This is a genomic window from Arthrobacter sp. 05T420, from assembly GCF_056396305.1.
In genome coordinates this window covers 73,390-91,925 of sequence record NZ_JBFTLG010000012.1, presented here as the reverse complement: position 1 = coordinate 91,925, position 18,536 = coordinate 73,390, and the positions used below count along the sequence as shown (strand labels likewise).

Annotated in this window: 11 protein-coding genes and 1 pseudogene; 3 read left to right on the top strand and 9 right to left on the bottom strand. The window is 61.1% G+C overall.

Features of this window, described 5'->3' with window-relative positions; genetic code table 11:
• Window positions 1-421 precede the first annotated feature (421 nt).
• Together AC1DEM_RS13090 and AC1DEM_RS13085 are read left to right on the top strand one after the other, a co-directional pair.
• Window positions 422-1,090 (top strand): ISL3 family transposase, encoded by a 669-nt coding sequence (locus tag AC1DEM_RS13090; protein ID WP_476884774.1) that lies wholly within the window; start codon window positions 422-424, stop codon window positions 1,088-1,090.
• Between the two features lie 40 nt (window positions 1,091-1,130).
• Window positions 1,131-1,475: pseudogene (locus AC1DEM_RS13085) on the top strand (transposase); the annotation flags it as partial.
• A 54-nt stretch (window positions 1,476-1,529) separates the two neighbouring features.
• On the opposite strand, the gene AC1DEM_RS13080 reads toward AC1DEM_RS13085, so the two are convergent.
• The 5 genes from AC1DEM_RS13080 to AC1DEM_RS13060 form a co-directional block, all read right to left on the bottom strand.
• Window positions 1,530-6,632 carry a bifunctional glycosyltransferase/CDP-glycerol:glycerophosphate glycerophosphotransferase gene (locus tag AC1DEM_RS13080; protein WP_476884773.1) on the bottom strand — a complete coding sequence of 1,701 codons (5,103 nt, stop codon included), beginning with the start codon at window positions 6,630-6,632 and terminating at the stop codon, window positions 1,530-1,532.
• Between the two features lie 145 nt (window positions 6,633-6,777).
• The gene (locus tag AC1DEM_RS13075; RefSeq protein ID WP_476884772.1) at window positions 6,778-8,265 is read right to left on the bottom strand and encodes an SDR family NAD(P)-dependent oxidoreductase; all 1,488 of its coding nucleotides are present in this window, start codon (window positions 8,263-8,265) and stop codon (window positions 6,778-6,780) included.
• Between the two features lie 179 nt (window positions 8,266-8,444).
• Complete coding sequence (locus tag AC1DEM_RS13070) at window positions 8,445-9,569, bottom strand: endonuclease/exonuclease/phosphatase family protein (protein WP_476884771.1); 1,125 nt, start codon at window positions 9,567-9,569, stop codon at window positions 8,445-8,447.
• A gap of 345 nt (window positions 9,570-9,914) precedes the next feature.
• On the bottom strand, window positions 9,915-11,324 hold the full coding sequence (locus AC1DEM_RS13065; RefSeq protein WP_476884770.1) for a glycosyltransferase family 2 protein: 1,410 nt from the start codon (window positions 11,322-11,324) through the stop codon (window positions 9,915-9,917).
• 153 nt (window positions 11,325-11,477) lie between these two features.
• Window positions 11,478-12,941, bottom strand: coding sequence for a fibronectin type III domain-containing protein (locus AC1DEM_RS13060; RefSeq protein WP_476884824.1), 1,464 nt, complete (start codon window positions 12,939-12,941; stop codon window positions 11,478-11,480).
• Here AC1DEM_RS13060 and AC1DEM_RS13055 point away from each other — a divergent pair.
• Window positions 12,877-13,035, top strand: a complete 159-nt coding sequence (locus AC1DEM_RS13055) for a hypothetical protein (RefSeq protein WP_476884829.1) — start codon at window positions 12,877-12,879, stop codon at window positions 13,033-13,035. The genes AC1DEM_RS13060 and AC1DEM_RS13055 overlap by 65 nt on opposite strands.
• A 596-nt stretch (window positions 13,036-13,631) precedes the next feature.
• Here AC1DEM_RS13055 and wecC read toward each other — a convergent pair.
• The 4 genes from wecC to AC1DEM_RS13035 are packed head-to-tail and all read right to left on the bottom strand — an operon-like array spanning window position 13,632 to window position 18,528.
• On the bottom strand, window positions 13,632-14,912 hold the full coding sequence (wecC, locus tag AC1DEM_RS13050) for a UDP-N-acetyl-D-mannosamine dehydrogenase (RefSeq protein WP_476884769.1): 1,281 nt from the start codon (window positions 14,910-14,912) through the stop codon (window positions 13,632-13,634).
• A complete protein-coding gene (locus AC1DEM_RS13045; RefSeq protein ID WP_476884768.1) occupies window positions 14,893-16,800 on the bottom strand; it encodes a glycosyltransferase family protein in 1,908 nt (635 codons plus the stop codon). The genes wecC and AC1DEM_RS13045 overlap by 20 nt, the downstream gene beginning before the upstream one ends.
• Window positions 16,800-17,687: an ABC transporter ATP-binding protein gene (locus AC1DEM_RS13040; RefSeq protein ID WP_476884767.1), complete on the bottom strand. Its 888-nt coding sequence runs from the start codon at window positions 17,685-17,687 to the stop codon at window positions 16,800-16,802. The genes AC1DEM_RS13045 and AC1DEM_RS13040 overlap by 1 nt, the downstream gene beginning before the upstream one ends.
• Window positions 17,674-18,528 carry an ABC transporter permease gene (locus AC1DEM_RS13035; protein ID WP_476884766.1) on the bottom strand — a complete coding sequence of 285 codons (855 nt, stop codon included), beginning with the start codon at window positions 18,526-18,528 and terminating at the stop codon, window positions 17,674-17,676. Before AC1DEM_RS13035 ends, AC1DEM_RS13040 begins: the two co-directional genes overlap by 14 nt.
• Window positions 18,529-18,536: the final 8 nt, after the last annotated feature.

The following is an 18,536-nucleotide window of genomic DNA, read 5'->3' as shown; positions in this document are numbered from 1 at the left end:
GAATTGATTTCGTGTCGTAGCTAAATATGGGGCCCGTGGCCCTGCTGGGATGAGTGTGTCTAGCATTCAACCAGGAACAGGACCACGAGCCTTGACTGAGCCTACCTTTGTGGCGGCTGACGCTGCCACCAGCATCTTCAACCTGCCCGACTACCGCATCATCTCCGCCACCGTTCTGGACGACGGCAGGCGCCGGGTCATTCGAAACCGACCAGCCACCGGATGGTCCGCGCCGCCTGACCGAGGCCTGTTTTCTCACGCTGCCAGACGTGAATGAGCTCAACCCGCGGATGCTCGGCATCGACGAACACCGGTTCCGGTCCGTGCGCTACTTCCGGGACCCTGACTCCACGTTGTGGGTCAGGCATGAGCCGCGGATGACGACCATCGCTGACTGGACACCGGCCAGGTCCTGGGGATCGTGGACGGGCGGGACCACAAGGGCGTCGGGGACTGGCTCTTCGCCCGACCCCTGGTCTGGCGGCTGGGTGTCCAAGTCGTCGCGATCGACCCGTCGGCGGCGTTCCGGAAAGCCTTGAGGATGTGGCTGCCCCGCACCGCCGTCGCGGTCGATCACTTCCACCTGGTCTCCCTGGCCAACCAAGCCGTGACCGAGGCCCGGCAGAACCTCTCCCAGCAGGTCAAGGGCCGCCGCGGCCGCGGGATCGACAAGGCCTGGGCCCACCGGATGCTGCTCCTGCGAGCCGGCGACACACTCACCGGGAACGCGGCACGCCGCCTGGCCGAGGTCTTCGCCGCCGATGACGCTACCGGCAAGCTGCAGGCCGTGTGGAAGGAACAAGTCAGGGCCCTGCTGCACACCAGTTCCCTCCAAGACGCCGCCGCAAAAGAGGAACTGAAGATGCTCGTGGACGCTGCCGGACGGCCAGAGACCAACAAGCTCTACCGCACCGTGTGCCGATGGTGGAACGAGATCGAAGTCCTCATCGTCACCGGCGCCACCACCGGCAAAGTCGAGGCAAACAACACCGTCTTCAAACACATCAAACGAACCGCTTGCGGCTACCGCAACCCCGCCAACTACAAATCGGTTATCCTCATGCGAAGTGCCGTCGGGACGACGGCATGACACTCATCCGGGAATCCATTTCCCCACGAACCTTGAAGAGCCCGTTAACCTCATCGATGCGGTCTTCTCGGCACATGGCGAGCAGACCGTGAGCGTGATCGGCACCGAAGCCGTCGAACTGGTCATCCCCCGCGTCGCGGCGCAAATCAGGGAACTCAAACACCAACGTGCCATCGTCGCCGAAGAAGTCGAAAAACTCCTCGATGACTTCCCTCTTTTCACGGTCTTGACTTCCATGCCAGGTGTCGGCATCAAGACCGCAGCGACGATGCTCCTGACCATCGGCGATGCCCGCACCTTCCTGGCCCGGCGCCGCGGCGACGTCATCTACTCCATGCTCAGACACGGCACCTTCTACGACGAGAAGCCCACCCAGGCAGCTTGACCAAAAGCATAGGGACACCCCCCACGAATACCCGACACGCTAGAGCTCATAGAATTATTCAGGCGTCACGGAATCCAAAATGCGGCCAGCCGCAGAACCGTCGTCGTAGGGGGCATAGTTCTCGAGGAAACGCGAGTATTGGTCGGAGAAATCTCCCCGCCAGAGCTGGTGTTCCTTGATCCGAGCAGCAAGTCCTTTTTCCTCAAAAACCAAGGGTCCGGGAGCAGACTCTTCATAAGGAAAAAGCCAACCTCTTTCGTTCTCGTACAGCGAGTAGTCGGGGACATAGAAGACCATGGGCTTGCCCGTAACCGCATAGTCGAACCGAATTGAAGAATAGTCGAACACGCCGATGTCCGACGCGAGACACAAGTCAGCCGAGTCTGGATACGAGGTGACGTCGATGATGCGTGCGGCACCGCGGTCCACAGGACCGGCCTTAACGCTGTACCTGTGGCCCCGCATCAGCAGCACGTAGTCGGGTCCCAGGTCCTCGGCAATCTTCTTGGCATCGAACAGGTCGGAAACTACGGTCTCCGTGGTCGACTTCTGGTCCGACTCCCGCCAAGTGGGCGCGTACAAAACGACAGTTTTGGAGGCGTCGATGCCCAGCAAGCTTCGGGTGTGGGCCGCGGTGCGCGCCGCCTGGGGCCCCTTGAAAACGTCGTTCCGGGGATAGCCTAGCTCGAGCATCTGGCCTCGGAACCCGTATTCGCCGGCATAGAGCTCTGTGGCCTTTGGGCTCTGGCTAACGATGTGGCTCCACTGGTCGTTCTTGACTTCAATCCGGCGTGCGACGCGCTCGGGGCCCACACCAAGGCTCAGCCAGCGCGAACGGCCCATCCGTTTGAAGGGGTGTCCATGGAATGTCTGAACCACCGTCTGGCCCGGCCGCCTGAGCTTCCACCAGTCGGCGTCGTTGTTAGAGAAGGTGTAGGTGGCCGTACTCCGAGCCTCGTACCAGGCTTCCGAACGCTTAACCACCGGAATACCGCCCTCAGGCAATGACACCGAGAAATCCGCAACTTCCCAGTACAGCTTCGCATGTGGCCAACGGCGCCGTGCTTCCTTGTGCAGCTCCACCTGGCTGTCGTTGGCGACCTCGCCGAAGTAGCACCGGAAGAAGAAGGCATCCGGATCCAGCGGGAGCACCGGGTCTTCGACGTGGCGCTGGTAAAGCGCCAACTGTCCGCGCTGGCTCTTTTCCTCGACTGTGAGCACCGGTTGGAACGTCACCCGGAACGTACCAGTGTGGCTGGCGCCTAGGTGCACCGCGACGCGACTGCAGTCCAGGCGGTTGCCTCGTGCCCCAAGTTCGGGCGAGGTGCGTGTGATGGCGGAATATGACAGGTCACCGTCCGTCGAAGCAACGCGCCGTAAGTAGTAGCGCCCACTCGGCGGAACTTGGCGTTTGCGGCCCCAGTCGGAGACAGAGAGGCCGAAGGTCAGCTCGTATAAACCCTTTGCCAGTGGTTTCACGGCAAATCCGGTGAAAGTATGGCGGTCACTGGCCAATTCAAAGGCAGGCAATGCATCCGGAGAGTCAGTCCTGACGTCGAAGACGAGAGACGTGAGGCTAGCATCGAAGCGCACATCGACGACTTCGGTCCACAACGGATCGTCCGTCAGAGTGAGGTTTCCCTGGCTGGTGCGGGTAAGCCGTAGGCTCCCGTCCCCGGCGGCGATTTCCCCCGCGGCGTCGAACCCGCCATCCAGAGCCCAGCCAATGCGACGCGTTCGTCCGTCTGATGTCACGGCGTCCACAATCCAGTGCCGCAGCCCCGACGCCGGCCATTCACCTTCAGGGACCTCAATACTGCCATGTAGCCCGGTCGCGCTGTCCCTCACCAGCTCCGACTGAACCGATCGTCCGCCGGCGGTGAGACGCAGGAAGTGGAACTGCAACTGCGAACCGAACTCTTGCAGTGCGACCCGCAGGGTGCGGTCCTCCAAGCTGGCATCTGTCGCCCAAATGGCGCTTCGTCGAAGCCGTACGCGCAGACCGTCTGCGGTTGTGAACTCGGGAGTGATCCAGGCCTGGTTCCTGTGTTCCCGGGCAAGAAGGGTCTGCTGAATCCGGAAGTTATGCCTTCTCTTGATTGCACACTTGCGCTCCGTTTCGGGGGTCTGAAGCGTCAGCCTCACGGCGTACGTCTGGACAAACCCGGCCCGATCCGGAAGTTCGGTCTCGTCGATAACCCCCTCGAAATCAATGCTCGCCACGAAGCACGCCTGAGCGTAGCTGTTGTGAGGGTCTTTGGCGAGTTGATCTATGCGCGGATCCACGGTTCGTTCTAATTTCGCCGGATAGACACGTCCTCCCGGTCCGACAAGTTCCAGGCCAATCTGCAAGTTCTCCGGATCCGCAGGGAGACCTTCGATGTAGGCGGCGCCCTCAATCAACAAGGTCTTTTCATCCCCCGCCCAGTGGACCGCTGTAAGGACCGAGACGGCGGGAAGGGACCCATAGGGCCGCAACAGCGTGTCGTCTGAAAGATATGGTGCGATTTCTTCGATCAGCGGGGCGCTATAGATTACCCCTTCAGCTGTCCGTTTCAGTGGCGCAAAAGCGAATGCAGGTGCATTGTGTTCAAGGACGCGTGCCAATAGCTCGAACTGCCCAGCGGCTACAAGCTTCAGGACAATCCGATCTTGCAGTGAGAGGCCGAACCAGGACTGCTTGTTAACCCCTTCAAGTATTTCTCGGCAGTTCTTCTGAGCCAGTAGCCGGAGTTCCGGGAAGTCGTGACTGACCGCCAAGAGGGCGCTCTTAAGGAGGACGTGCTCAAGAAAATGCGACTCGAACTCCTGCCGTCCCTCCAGGTGCTCAGCCAGTTCTCTTGTCATCGATCGCCAGCTTGGCAGGATGCCACGCATGCGCTCGACCAGGATCTGCTCGTCCGCCTGCTTTTCGCGTTGGGTCCAGAGACGCCAGCGGTAGACAACGTCCGGGAGGAGGTCGAACGTTCCGGTTTTGAACGCGGTAAGCATGGGCCGGTCGCTTTCGAAAGCGCGGCTGGCGTCAAACCGAAGGGCGTTAGCGTCCCAGAACGATGTGCGGAACACTGTCCCCACGGCGGTCATGTGGCGCAGTGCAACGGGCGCCTGAGGCAATGTCTGGCGTGAGCGTACCGAATGGTTCAGCAATTCCTGCCACGGCACGGGCAGCAACTTCTGGCCTTGGAAAACCTGAACCCCAGCGACCGCGAAATCCGACTTCGATTTCGCCAAGGACGCTATCAATCGTTCAAAGCCGTCGTCCGCGACCATGTCGTCGGAGTCCACAAATGTGATGAATTCGCCGCGCGCAGCAAGGACGCCTCTGTCCCGCGCTGTTCCGGGGCCGGAGCGTTCCTGTCGGATTAGCCGGACACGGGGGTCTTGGGCCTGGAAGCCTCTGACGATTTCCGCAGAAATATCGGTGGATCCGTCGTCAATGACGATCACCTCGATATCCGGATAGCTCTGGGTGGTCAGACTTTCCAGACAGTCGCGGATGTAGACATCGGCATTGTGCATCGGTACCACGACGGACAACAGGCCCCGGACATATTGACGTACAGATGCCCCAGTCCCTGCCGCGGACGCAGGTCGGACTGTTAGATTCAGGCCGCCCTGGGTCCTTGCGGCCAGTGTGACGTCCACCCGCCCGTTGCCCAGGAAGGCCCGGTCGCGGGCAAGGTTGCGCCCCACACGGACCACGGAGGCTGCCGCTTCCTTCCCCCCACGGGAGACGCACACCAACTTGTAGTCGCCCGGACCGGGGACCGGGAACACTACTTCGAAGTGCCCGTCGGGAGCGGTCCGCACCGACGTCGGCAGCACCGTGATCTTTCCCTGCAGGTGCACGCTGGGCGCCGACATGGCATCCTGCGTCTTCACAACCAAACGCATTGACGTGCCCTGTGGATCTAGTGTGAGGGAATCGACCAACAGGATTGCGTCACTGTCGAGAAGGCTGAGGTTGCCGGCAGCATTTGCGCTGGCCACAAGCGGTCCATCCCCCGGATACACATGGCTGCCCGAGCTCGAGGAGGAAAGCCCCCATCCCAGGGCGCGTTCGACGCCGGCATCTGTTACGGCACGAAGCGTCCACTGCGGAAACGCAACTCCGTCGCCAGCACTTTCCGCCAAGTCCAGAACTGCATGACGGAGTCCGTCCGGTCCACTGGTCACAGAGGCTTGGGCAGTCAGCGAACCCATGCGGGCGACCACTTTGGTGAACCGCAGCTTGTCATCAGTTTCGCGTAGCTTGAGCGCAATTCGCCTTCCGGAGATCTCAATACCCTCAGCCACCACGGCTGCCCGCCGCAATACAAGTCGGAAGCCAGCGTCAGCTGAATACTCCGGGCTGGCAAGAAGATCGCCCAGGACACGTTCGGACAAAATCGTGCGCATCACTTGCCCGTAGGACCGCTGCTGGAAGGGAACCTGACGGGTCTGGCCGGCGACCCTGAGTTCCACAGCAAAAGTCCAGACTGCCAGGTTGCCGCTCCGAGACACTTCGGCGAATGCTGCTGCGAGTCCACATACGTCAATCGCCGCCTTGAAACTGGCCTCGCCGTAATATCCCTTCGGATCTTCCCCAGCAGTACCGGACCTAGGATTGTTATCCCGCACAACCGTCAGAGTCTGGCTATTCCCGGCTTCATCGGTCAGTACCAATGCAACGTCGAGGGTCCCTGGATCGGAGGGAAGCCCAGCGATGTAAGCGGCCCCGACCACTTCGAGGCTGCCGTCGTCAAGCCACCTACATGTCTCCAGAACGGCTGTCTGGGACGTTGCCTCAGGCCTGATGCGAACTCCCGAGGAGTCCTGCGCCGGGCGGACCCGGCTCGCGGTCGGCAACGCCAACTCCCCGTCGTCGTGCGCCGGTTTTACGGGCAATTTCGCAGACGGGAGCACTCCCGCGGTGACGAGGTCCCTCACTTCGTCCCACAGGTCACTTGCCGCCAATCCAATGGCGGCCTTTATTCCCGGGTCCGTCAACCCAAAGTTGGGTGCGTCCGCTTGCGCCTGGAAGAGGCGGCACTGGTCAGCAACCGCAACCCTCAACCAGGGATCGCCAGATTCCGCCGCCGCCGAGATGTCCAGCAGCAAGGGACCGCACAGCTCCGCAAGCTGCCACTGGCGAAGCCCGTCAGGATCGTCCTTCATCGCCGTAGTGCGCTCGATCCATTCCCGTGTTCGCAGTCGAGTGGACTGAAGCGGCGATCCACTTAGCGATTTAACGGGTTCAATGCGTTCCAACAACTATCTCCAAATCAAGGTGCACGTTCTCATTCGGGGCAAGTAACCCAAGTCAGCTTCCCAAGACCGACTCCGCCATCTGGAGTTCGTCCTGAGCGTCACGGCTATCCATCACTGCAACACTCAGCGGGTCCATTTTGCGGACGTCAATAACGTGACCCGTCGTATTGGTGATGAGAACGTCCAGCGACGTCCGAGCCACTTCGCCAGAGTCCAGCAGTTCGGCAGCGGGTTCCGATCCGAAGGCGTTGGTACGCATCGGGGTGGCTGTTCGCTCGGGGTTCACGCAGTTAACCCGGATCCCCTCATGGGACCACTCATCGGCCAGTGCCTGGGTGAGGTTGACCGTTGCCGCCTTCGCAGAGCTGTAGAGACTGTAGCCCGCCCGCCCTCGGGTGTAAGAGCTCGAGGTAAAGAGCAGCAGCGCACCCCGAGTCTTCGCGAGTTCATCGTGAAAAGTCTGGGCGATGAGCATCGGAGCAATGTAGTTGACTTCCGTCGCGAGGTAGATCGTTTCCTCGGACGCCTCAGCTAGGGCCCCCATCGGAAGGACACCGGCGGTGTTGACCACGTAGTCAATGCGGCCGGTCTCGGCCAGCACTTGGTCGCGCGCCTTCACGAGATCTGCTCGACGATTCACGTGTGTGTTTGTCAGACTCCGGGAAAACACCTTGACGGTGGCGCCATGTTTGGTCGCCAGAGCTGCAATGTCCGCCCCAATCCCGTAGGACCCGCCCAAGACCACCAGGGTCTTACCCCTCAGTTTGTCGCTGAACTGGAGGGCCGTGTGCTGGAGGCCGTCGTGGGTGCGGGCGAGCTGAAAGAGTTTGTCTGCCAGATAGATGTCAATGGGCTGCGTGATCTTCATGTTCCGTTCATCGCCCAGAACCACCGCGATGGGGACGTCCGGCAGGTAACGCAAGACAACGGTGCAGTCGTCGGTGGCTTTGAAGTCAGGGTCTTTTTGGGCCACCTCGTAAGCCTTCTTGATAGTGGAGAGGTGGAATGCCTGAGGCGTCTGGCCTCGGCGGAGGTAGCCCCGTGGCGGTACCTCACGGATCTTAGCCAGATCTGACGTCTTGCCCTGCATCGAATCCTCTTGGGAAACGACAATGATCGTGTCGGCGGACGGAATGGCCACGTCCACAGCTTCGTGATCGTCCAGGGCGGCTATGACGTCCGAGATGATGCGGACGGAGACCAGTGGCCGCACGGCGTCATGGAAGATTACGTTGACGTCCTGATCGCCGATTGCGTCGAGAGCCAGCTTCGTGGTCCCGTTCCGCTCTGCTGCGCCTTCCAGGATGGCGGTTACTTTGGTAAAGGACGATTTTTTCACCATGGCGCGGACGTTGTCGAGATAACCGGGGGTCATCATGACTATGATCTCGTCGACCAAGTCACACTCTTGTGCCACGGCCAGCGTGTGCTCCATGATAGGCCGGCCGGCTATTTTGACCAGCTGCTTTGGAATAGTCAATCCAACACGGTTGCCAACGCCACCGGCCAGAATGACCATGATATTTCGTTTACGTTCCACAAGTTTCCCCTGGTTTGCTTCTTGTCGCGTCCGTCAGTCTGCCAACCACCGAGCCAGGTCACAGCTTCCGTCATAGCAACGCCAGCCATCGACTGGGCGCCATCTGCATAATCTTGCGCGAACGGGCACCTGATGCAGCATAACTTGCCGCGCAGGCGCCCGCGCTCCAACCATCGAGTTTACGGCAACTGGACTACCGCATTGACCATGTTGTGGTCTGAAGGGATGGTCCCCACGAAGTTGCCTGCAGAATCGATGTTGATCACTGTCTCCCACTTCCCCACCCTCATCTTGGAGGTAAAGATGTAGTCGAGGTATGTCCCGTTCCCTGTTGTGTTGCGCGCCCTAGCTTTGCGCTCGAACCCGTTGAAGCTGTCGTAGTTGGCTCGAACCCGCTGTTCAGCGGTCGCCGCCGATGACGGGGCATCGTTCTTGTATGTGTTGCCCAGCGGGTCAACATATCCGGCCGCAATCATCTTGTCGTACGGAGCGTTTGAGGGTTCCGTCCACTTGTGGGAATTGAAATCGCCCACCATAAGTACGGGCAGTTTAGTTGTGTTGAGGCGCGCTATAGCGGAGACTATGGCCGAAGTCTGCGACTGCCTCAGCAGGTAGTAGGCACTGGCTTTGCTTGAGTCCAACTGGGTGTCACCAAAGAAAAAGGATTTCCCGGTGGACCGTTGGCGCAGGATCGCCCAAGCGAGGTACCTCGTGTTGTCCGCCGAGCTAATCTTCGGAAGCGCAACCGAGCCCTGCTTCATGAGTTCCAGAGTGCCCTTGTTGTAGACAATCTTGGTTCCCTGCGAGGCCCCTTTATCCGCGAAAACACAGTTGGTCGGCGAGACGTCATTGACGCAGTTATTGCGTTTGGCGTTGGCCAACTGGTAATTGACTCCCCGCTTGTACAGCCTCTCCTGGAGGTCCTCGAACTGCGTCAGTCCGCCGGCACGTGTTTCGTTCTTCAGCCAGCCTTGGGAGGCCTCCTGAACCCCGACGACGTCCGGCCGCTTGGACACGATGCTTGACACCACTGCATCCCTGCGACCGGCCCAGGACAGCTCATTCGCCAATCCGTCAAAGCAGTTGTCGCATTTGACGTTGTAGCTCGCCACCGAGAGTGGATTCGTAATGGGTGGCAGAGTAGTGACGGCGAGCGTCTTGGCCGCGACAGCCGCGGAATACGCACTCAGGCTTGCCCCGTCCAACGTGATGACGCGGACTTTCGCGTAGTACTTGGTGTTCGGCTTCAAGTTCCTGATTTCTCCCGACGCGGAAGAGAACCTGAAAAACGTGGCGCCGGACATGTCAGCGTTGGGCGAGATGGAAATCCGATATTTCGGCGCTCCAGCAACGGCGTTCCACTTATAGGTGAGGGCTGTCGTGCCCTGAACGGACGATCTAAGTCCGGTCGGAACAGCGTATGTAGTGGCCGTAGCAGCCGGCAGTGGCATAGCAAGAAGTAGGACCAACAGCGCCACTGGCAAAATACGCCAACGCCGGGCGGAGCGAACTAAGGACAGGGCAGGCATTGTGGCCAAGAGTAACCTCGCGAGACGCTGAATAAGGCTGGTGGGCTGAGAGACTTTCGAAGTCTCGCATTAAATCAGCACAATCCCTAACCCGAGCCTTCGACACGCCGAAGGCAAATATCAATTCGCTACGGAGAGGCTCAGGTTGCCATGGGCGGTTCCATACAAATGCACCATGCTATCCATGACGGGAAGCACACTGTGCTCGGGTTGCCCGACCCGTGCCGTGATGTATTTCCTGTCCATGTATGTCGCCAGGAAAAAGTCATGCGTGCCACGACGCATCGCATTTAGCGCCTCAGTAGACAACAATCCCCGGAAAAGCCCCGGCTTCGAGTAAGCCGTCTCGATCCGCCGATCACGCTGGAGGGAAACCGCTACCACGCCATTGCCGTCTCTGTGGCGCAATTCACAGACGAGGTCGGGCATTTCAAAGCGACCGATCACCGATGATTCAAAGAGGAGCTCCAGGCCCTCGTTTTCGATGTACCGTCCACCCCAGAATGCGGCAGCAAACCGCGGATCCGCCTCGTTGCGGCCTAGGTCCACCAACGCCTCTGCGTCCTGTCGTCGCACTAATGCAGAGCGGCTACGGTACGGCTCGGGCAGCCGGTCTTCGACGTTCTCGGGAATGAACCGTGCAATGAAGTCCCCGTGAGCCTCGAGCCATTCCTGTCGTCGCTTTGCGGAGTAACGCTCAAAACGGCCGGGCGTATATATCTTGAGGCATTTCCTTCGGTATAGGCCGGCGAGAACGTCCGCCGTAACGTCAGGGTCAAGATCGGCAGCAACGACTTCGGCGCAGATGACTGCCACCGAGCCGGTGTACCCGGCCGGATCAAACCCGCCGGAGCTGATGTTCTTTCCGTCGTCTCGATTGCGCAGGAAGTAGAGAGTTTCGCCGCCCAAGACCGAGATTCGTTTCGCGGCGAGGTAGGCCGCCGCGTTGAAGATTCCGTCCTCGAGGCGAACCTTCTCTTCAGGAAAGCGGATGTCGTTATCGGCCAGCAATGAGCGCCGGTAAAGCTTTTGCGGGGCAAGCGTCTTGAACGCCTTAGGCAAAGCAACGTCTATGTCAGTCTTGATGTAAAGCCAGGGAGGGACAATGCGGCCGTGAGTTCCTGCCATTGACGGAATGACGACGTCGGAACCGTGAGCGTCGGCAAAGGCAACCAGCTCCCTCAGCGCTTGCGGAGCAAGTACGTCGTCGGCGTCGGCGAAGAACAAGTACCTCCCCGTCGTGCTTGCGATGCCAACGTTTCGAGGCTGACCGGGCCAACCGTGATTCTCCTGGTGGTGCACCGTCACGTTGGCGTGGCGCGAGGCGAACTCATCCATGTACGCCGATCCGCCGTCGGTGGATCCGTCGTCCACAAGGAAGACTTCAAACGCGTCTGCACCCAGATCCTGCGCCGCAAGCGAATCGAGCAGTTCACGGAGATACGGCATGGCATTGAAAATGGGGACGACAACCGAAACCTCGGGCACGTCTTCGGAGGATTCGACGTCGGCGTGGGGGCCTTGCGGCATGGTCTTGGTGCTCCTTAGCAACGATTGATGGCCGGCGCGCCAGAAAGTCCGATACGCGCCAACACTGCGGCGGTGGCCGGCTCCGCCTGCGATGCCGCCCCAAAGAATAACCCTAAGCCATTCAGGCCGCCTTCGTAGGCGTCCAAACACAGATTACGGGAGACTCACCGTGGCGTAGACCATATTGTGGTCAGAGGGAATCTGACCCACGTAGTTACCCGAGCTGTCCACGTTGGCAACGGTCTCCCAGGTTGGCACCCGCATCTTGGACGTGAAGATGTAGTCAATGTACGTTCCGTTGGTTCCCGGGGCACTTGCCCGGGCCAGCTTTTCAAATCCGTTCCAGCTGTTTATGTTCCGGTTCTTCGTCTTCTCCGCTGTCGCGTAACCGCTCGGCAGGCTGCTGCCATAGGTGTTGCCGAGCGGATCGACCAGGCCGGCAGCGGTGAAGACGTCGTAGGGTGCGTTCGACGGGTCCAGCCACTTGCTGGAGTTCATGTCCCCCACCATGAGGACCGGTAGATTCGTCGTATTCTGCGCCTTGATGACCTGGACGATGGTGCTGGCCTGTTGGCGCCTCAGCTCGTTGTAACCGTCTGCCTTGTCCACCTCGAGGTGGGTGTCTCCAAAGAAGAAGTGCTTACCGGTGGAGATCTGCTGGACCTCGGCCCACGCAAAGTACCGCTGGTTCTTTTCCGGAGAAAGCGAGGGCAGAAGCTTAGAGCCCGAGCGAATGATCCGGACCGCAGCAGGGTTGTAGAAGATCCTGGTTCCCCTGGTGGCGCCTTGATCCTTGGGAACGCAGTCGGTCGGAGTGTGCGGATCGACGCAGTTGTTGCGCATTTCATTTGTCAGCTTGTACGTGGCGCCGGCAGCGCTGAGGCGGTTTCGGAGGTCTTCGAACTGGGACAGCCCGCCGTCGGGGGAATCGATAAGCCATCCCTGTGACGCTTCCTGGATACCCATGATGTCCGGGTGCTTGGACACTATCGTGCTGACCACCGCACCGCGCCGGTCAACCCAGGGAACCTCCGTGGGCATCTGGTCTTCGCAGTTGGCGCAGTGAATGTTGTAGCTCGCCACTGACAAGGGGTTCGTTACGGGTCCAAGGACCGGCGCCACCGCCGTCTGGATCCGGACGATCGGACTGTACGCGCTGATGTTTGTCCCGTCCGCCTTGATGGAGCGAACCTGGGCGAAGTAGGCGGTCCCGGGAGTTAGGCCCCTGATGTCCGCCGATAGTTCTGTGAACCTGTAGTACACAGCTTTACTCATGTCGGCATTGGGACTCCACGCCACGCGGTAGCGTTCAGCAGCCGGGGACGCTACCCAGGCCAAGCCCAGAGCGGTGGGCGTTTGGAAGGACATCCGGAGACCGGTCGGGGCGGCGGGTGTCGCGGTGCCCGTCTTAGCCGACACTGCCGCTGAGTAGGCGGTCAGCGCCGAGCCGTCGGACTTTAGCGACCGGATCTTGAAGTAGTAAGTGGTACCCGGTTTCAGTATCTTCACCGTCCCAGATGTAGAGGGAAACCGCCAATACAAGGCACTGCTCATGTCCGCATTCGCCGACACCATGACGCGGTACTCAGCCGTGCCGGCCACGGCACCCCAGGACAGCGAGATTGATTCGCCGGTCTGGCCCGTCGCCTTCAGGCCGGCGGGCGGAACCGGTGCCGCAAGTCCTGTTGCAGCCGATATCGCAGGCGAGTAGCCCGTCAAGGACGAGCCGTCAGACTTCAACGACCGCACTTTGAAGTAGTACTTCGTCTGCGCCTTCAGCAACTTAACCGTTCCCGCAGTGGACGGGAATCGCCAATATAGAGCGCCGCTCATGTCCGCATTTGACGACACCATGACCCGATACTCAGCTGTGCCTGCAACGGCACCCCATGTCAAGGAGACGGAGTCCCCGGTCTGGCCCACCGCTTTCAACCCAGCGGGCGCGGCTAGCGCCGTCAGATTTGACGCCAGCCGCTCAACTCTGGAGCCGGACGTAACTGTGCCAGTCAAACTCGAATCCGACGAGAATTGGGGCGCGGTGACAGCCAAAGCCAATGCTGCCAGCGTGGCAACCGCAGCAGCGATCTTTCCGGTCCGGCCTACCAAGAGAGAAGACATTAGAGGTTCCCATCAGGTCACAACTACGGCGACAATCCTTGTGCTCAGGACTATCGGTCGCTCCCGGGGGGCGGTTAGGCACAAGGTGGGCGCATCCGGCGGCAAGTCAAGCCGTCCCGGAGGTATCCGCATGTTGCCCTAAAGTGCAGAGGCTCAGAGTCTCTACACCCGATCGTCGGAATGCCGGCGTCAGCGCCAGAAACCGCGGGTATCGATGAGGCGCTTGCCTTCAAGGCTGGCCGGCTCGATCTCGCGGAACTTGTCGTGATCCACCAGGAGCACCACCACCTGGGCAGCCTCGATAGCCTTCTCTGTGTCCACGTGACTTACGTTCGGCAGCTCGGCCAGCACCTCCGGCAGGTGATCCTTGTGCGGTGCCGCGACCAGAATCTCGGCACCCGGATGCTGCACAGCCACACGTCGGACGATCTCCACGGCCGGGGACTCCCGGACGTCGTCGATATTTGCCTTGAAAGCCAGGCCCAGGCAGGCAATGGTGGGACTGCTGATCTCGCTGACGGCCTTTCGGACCTGTTCCACGATGTAGCCAGGCTTGCCGTCATTGACTTCCCGGGCGGTCCGGATCAGGGTCGAATTCTCGGGGTCGGCAGCCACAATGAACCAAGGGTCCACGGCGATGCAGTGGCCGCCGACGCCGGGGCCCGGCTGGAGGATGTTGACGCGGGGGTGATGATTGGCCAGGCGGATGAGTTCCCACACGTCGATATTGAGGTTGTCGCTGATGACAGACAGCTCGTTCGCAAAGGCGATGTTGACGTCGCGGTAGGCGTTCTCGACCAGCTTGGACATTTCTGCCGTGGCGGCGTCGGTGAGGTGGATTTCACCCTGGCAGAACACCGCATACAGCGCCGCGGCGGCCTCTGCAGCCTCGGGGGTGAGGCCACCCACCACGCGGTCATTGGTGACCAACTCGATCATGATCCGGCCCGGCAGCACCCTTTCAGGGCAGTGTGCCACCAGCAGCTTCGGTTTGCCGTCGTGGCCGTCCAGGCTGAGGTCCGGGCGCAGTCCCAGGATCAGCTCGGCCAGCCGGGCTGTGCTGCCGGGAGGCGACGTGGACTCGAGGATCACCAGTTCCCCGCCAGTCAGCATCGGGGCGATGGCCCGTGCAGCTGCGGCGATGTAGGACATGTCGGCGGATTTGTCTGCCTTGAACGGGGTGGGCACCGCCACAATGTAGGCATCCGCGGCGGGGGTCTCGAGCTGAGCCCGGAGCCGGCCCTGGCTGACGGCGCCGGCCACGTGGACCCCAAGGTCAGGTTCCACAAAAGGCACGTCGCCGTTGTTGATGGCTTTCACGGTGCCCGGATTGACGTCGACGCCGATCACAACAAGCCCGTTGGTGGCCAGGATGGCAGCCGTGGGCAGCCCTATGTAGCCCAGGCCGACGACGGCCACCGTCCTGATGGGAGCCTCAGTCTCGGCAGTCTTAGATGTCAACATGTTCATTTAACTTTCCGTAGAATTTCACGTCTCCGGACGCCAGCAGTTCTGCGTCCTCCACCTGCCAGGTGTGCCCGTCACCGGTACGGACCTGGAAGTAGTTGAAGCGGTCCGCCGAGTAAATGATCCTACCGGCGGCATGGGCGGCACGGAGAAATCCTGTGTCCTCGCCGACTGTGACGTCCAGGAAGGGGTGGTCGGTGAAGACTTCCCTGCGGGCCATGATGGTTGGCCCCATGACGAAGTCGGTGAACCGGTGTTCCCGGGCCGCAAACCGCAGGATCGCGGCATTTGTCGTCTCAAGGTGCATGTAATGCGCCTGTTTCCCCACGACGTCGGCGCCTGAGTAGGAGAGAGCATGCAGCTGGTCGCTGAGATAGTGCGGGCCGTAGTGGTCGTCGTCGTCCATCTTCGTTAGGACCTGCCCGCTGGCCGCTGCGACGCAGCGGTTCAGGCACTCCCCCAGCGACACTTCCCGCGGTGCCTCCAGGAGCACGACATTCCGCAGCCCGGAGGCTTCGCACAGCTCTGCCAAGCGTTCGGCAGAGAGCTGGAAGCCGTGCGTGAGCAGCACCAGTTCCGGCTCCACGCCGCGCTGTCCGGCCAGGGTCCGGAAGACACGTTCCAGGTTCTGGGGCCGGATGGTCGGCAATAGTACAGACAATGCGGGCTGTGCCACGGTGGCCGCAATCCCCGGCACGGCGTGCTCCAACACCGTGGCGGCCCGGTGGGAGTAGGTGTGGTGCGCCCAGATGGTCCGCTGCGCCAGGTGGGCCGTGCGGTCATTCAGTTCCGGGTTGGAAACCAGCGCCCGGGTGAGGTGCTCGGCTTCCCTGCGGGTGGCGGCCACAGGTACGGCTGCGGGGGTGAAGAACGCTCCCATGGCCTGGCTGGGCGCGGTGATGACCGGAGTCCCTGATGCCGAGATTTCGAAGATGCGGCGGGCGCACATGCTTGGCGAGTCCACAACCGAATTTACGTTGAGGAAAACCTTGTAGGCCTTGTAGGCGGACAGTGTCTGGGCATAAGTCAGCGAACCGACGACGCGCGAGTCCAGCGGCGCCGGGAACTGGTACTCGGCGTTGCCGCCAAGCTGGCGTGAGAAGATCTCCAGTCCCGTCCGCATCCGGGCGGAGGCGTCCAGCGCACCGCCCAGGAGGAGGTCCATCTGGGCGCGGCGTTCCGGATACTTATGAGCGAAGTACATTCCCGCAAAGGCGACGTCGCGCTGGTGCCGGCCCTGTCCGGGCCGCACGGGATTGTGGATGGCAGGCTGAGCCGCAAACGGAAGCACTGCTACGCGCTCATGCCCCAGATCCACGGTGTACTGCGCAATGCGGCCGGAATCAGATGTGAAGACGTGGTCAAACAGCCGGGCCACGGGCAGGAAATCCTCGTAATGCGGCGGGTCTTCCTTGTTCCAGAACACCGTGGGGATTCCCTGCTCCCGGCACCACTGGACCAGCGCGCGGAACTCGTCGCTGGGCCCGTTGGGGCCAGCTAGCTTCCCGCGCCACAGCCCACCGTTTCCCGCCCAGGCCGATTCGACAAACAGGAGGTCCACGGCGCCGGATGCCAGGTCGCTGCGCCAGGTATGCGGGTGCACGGCGCTGGTGGTCCACTCGTAGCCGAAGGCCAGCGCGGAAAAGTCGTCCAGGATCACCGCGGCGCGGACGTCCGGACGGGATGGCTGTTGTTGCGGAAGGGCGGCCGGCATCAGCGAGAGCCGTCGTTTACGCCCGCGTCCGGTCCAAGCCGCTTCCACGCCCTGGACATTGCGCGGCGCGGCGAAGCCCTGCTCGATCCGCTGACGGGACCGCCATGACTTGAACTGCGCAGGACCGCCCCTGCGCAGGTGCCACAGTCCGGCCCGGATCTCCCCCAGACCCGCCATCAACCTCGACTCCGACGCGAGGACCGTCCGCGAACCTCGGTGGCCACAAGATTCGCTTTTGCGTCGTCGAGAATCTGGGCGGCCGAAACATTGTTGCCTTTGGACAGGTGGCGGGTGAAGTCCTGATAGGCCTTGATGGCCACTTCCGGCTCATCGTCCATGATGAGATCGCCCTTGTCGAGCCAAATCACCCGTGTGCACATTGCCTTGATAGTGTCCAAGCTGTGGCTGACCAGGAAGACGCAGCCTGCCTGCTCACGGAGCTCGGCCATCCGCAATTTGCTGCGGTCACCAAACTGGGCATCGCCGGTATTGAGTGCCTCATCCACCAAGAGAATCTCCGGATCGACGCTCGCTGCGATGGCAAACCGGAGGCGCGACGCCATCCCCGAAGAATAGGACTTCATTGGTAAGTGAATGGACTTCTCGAGTCCGGACAGTTCGACGATACTGCTGAACTTTTCTTCCACCTCTGCCCGGCTCATGCCCATGGCAAGGCACCCAAGGATGACATTTTGGTCTCCGGACAGGTCTTGGACCAGAGCTGCGTTCACGCCGAGCATGATCGGTGTGCTGGATGCATACACTGCGCCCGACGTCGGCTTGGATTGGCCGCTGATGATCTTCATGAGCGTGCTTTTCCCGGACCCGTTCCTACCAATAATGCCCACTGACTCGCCACGCTCCACCACTAGGGAGAGCTCATTCAGGGCCTGCACGGTCACCATGTGGGGTTTGTTGACGGCACGGCGCAGGAGCCGTGGCTTGCTCGGCCCCGCGTCCTCGTCAGAAGCGGCGCTCGAGGCTACCCGATAGCGCATCCGCACGCTGTCCACCACCACGCATGGATGTCCCTCGATGAAAATTTCCTTCTCACCCGCGTCCATAGGATTCCTCCCCCTTCCAGAAGTACACAAGTCCGACAGCCAGCGCCCCCAGGGCCCAGGCAGCGAGTATTGCCCACGACTGCCACTGGGGAACCCGTGAATAGAGGACGCAATCCCGGATGATGTCAATGACGTTGAACAAGGGATTGAGCTTGATGACGGCTAGCATCTCGGGGTGGGTCACAAAGCGTTCGTAGGTATAGAAGATCGCAGATCCGTACATCCACGCCCGCAGCGCGAAGGGAAGCAGGTGCGTGACGTCGTGAACGCGGGAGATAATCCGGGCAAGGATGAGGCCCATGCCAAGATTGAAGAGCGATTGCAGCAGGATGGCCGGTACCACCAGTACCCACAGCCACGTGATGTTCTCGGCTGGCGGCAGCACCACGACGATCAGGAGCATGGCCAGGATCAGGGGCACAGCGGACAACAGCTCGCGAACGTTCGCGCCGATGGGAAGTGCGGCGCGCGGGAAGTTGAACGCCTGAACAATGGATTTATTACTCCGGATGGAGCGCGCGCCGGACGTGATGGCCCCGGAACTGAACTGGAAAACGAAGATGCCCACCACGATGTAGCCCACGAAGTTCTCGACACCCTTGCTGGTTTTCAGCAACAGTCCGAAAATCAGGAAGTACGTCAGCCCGTTGAAGATGGGGTTCAGGAGCAGCCAGGCGCTGCCGAGCCGGTCGCGGCGGGTGCCGCTTTGAACGCGGGCACGGGCATCATAAAAAATGAACTGCCGGAAGTCCCACAGCTGAACCAGGTAGTCCAGGAAGCTGGGCCGCGAACCGACACGGGTCAGCCGCCGCATGTCCACGGAGAGGGGCTGTACAGCCACCGGCTCCG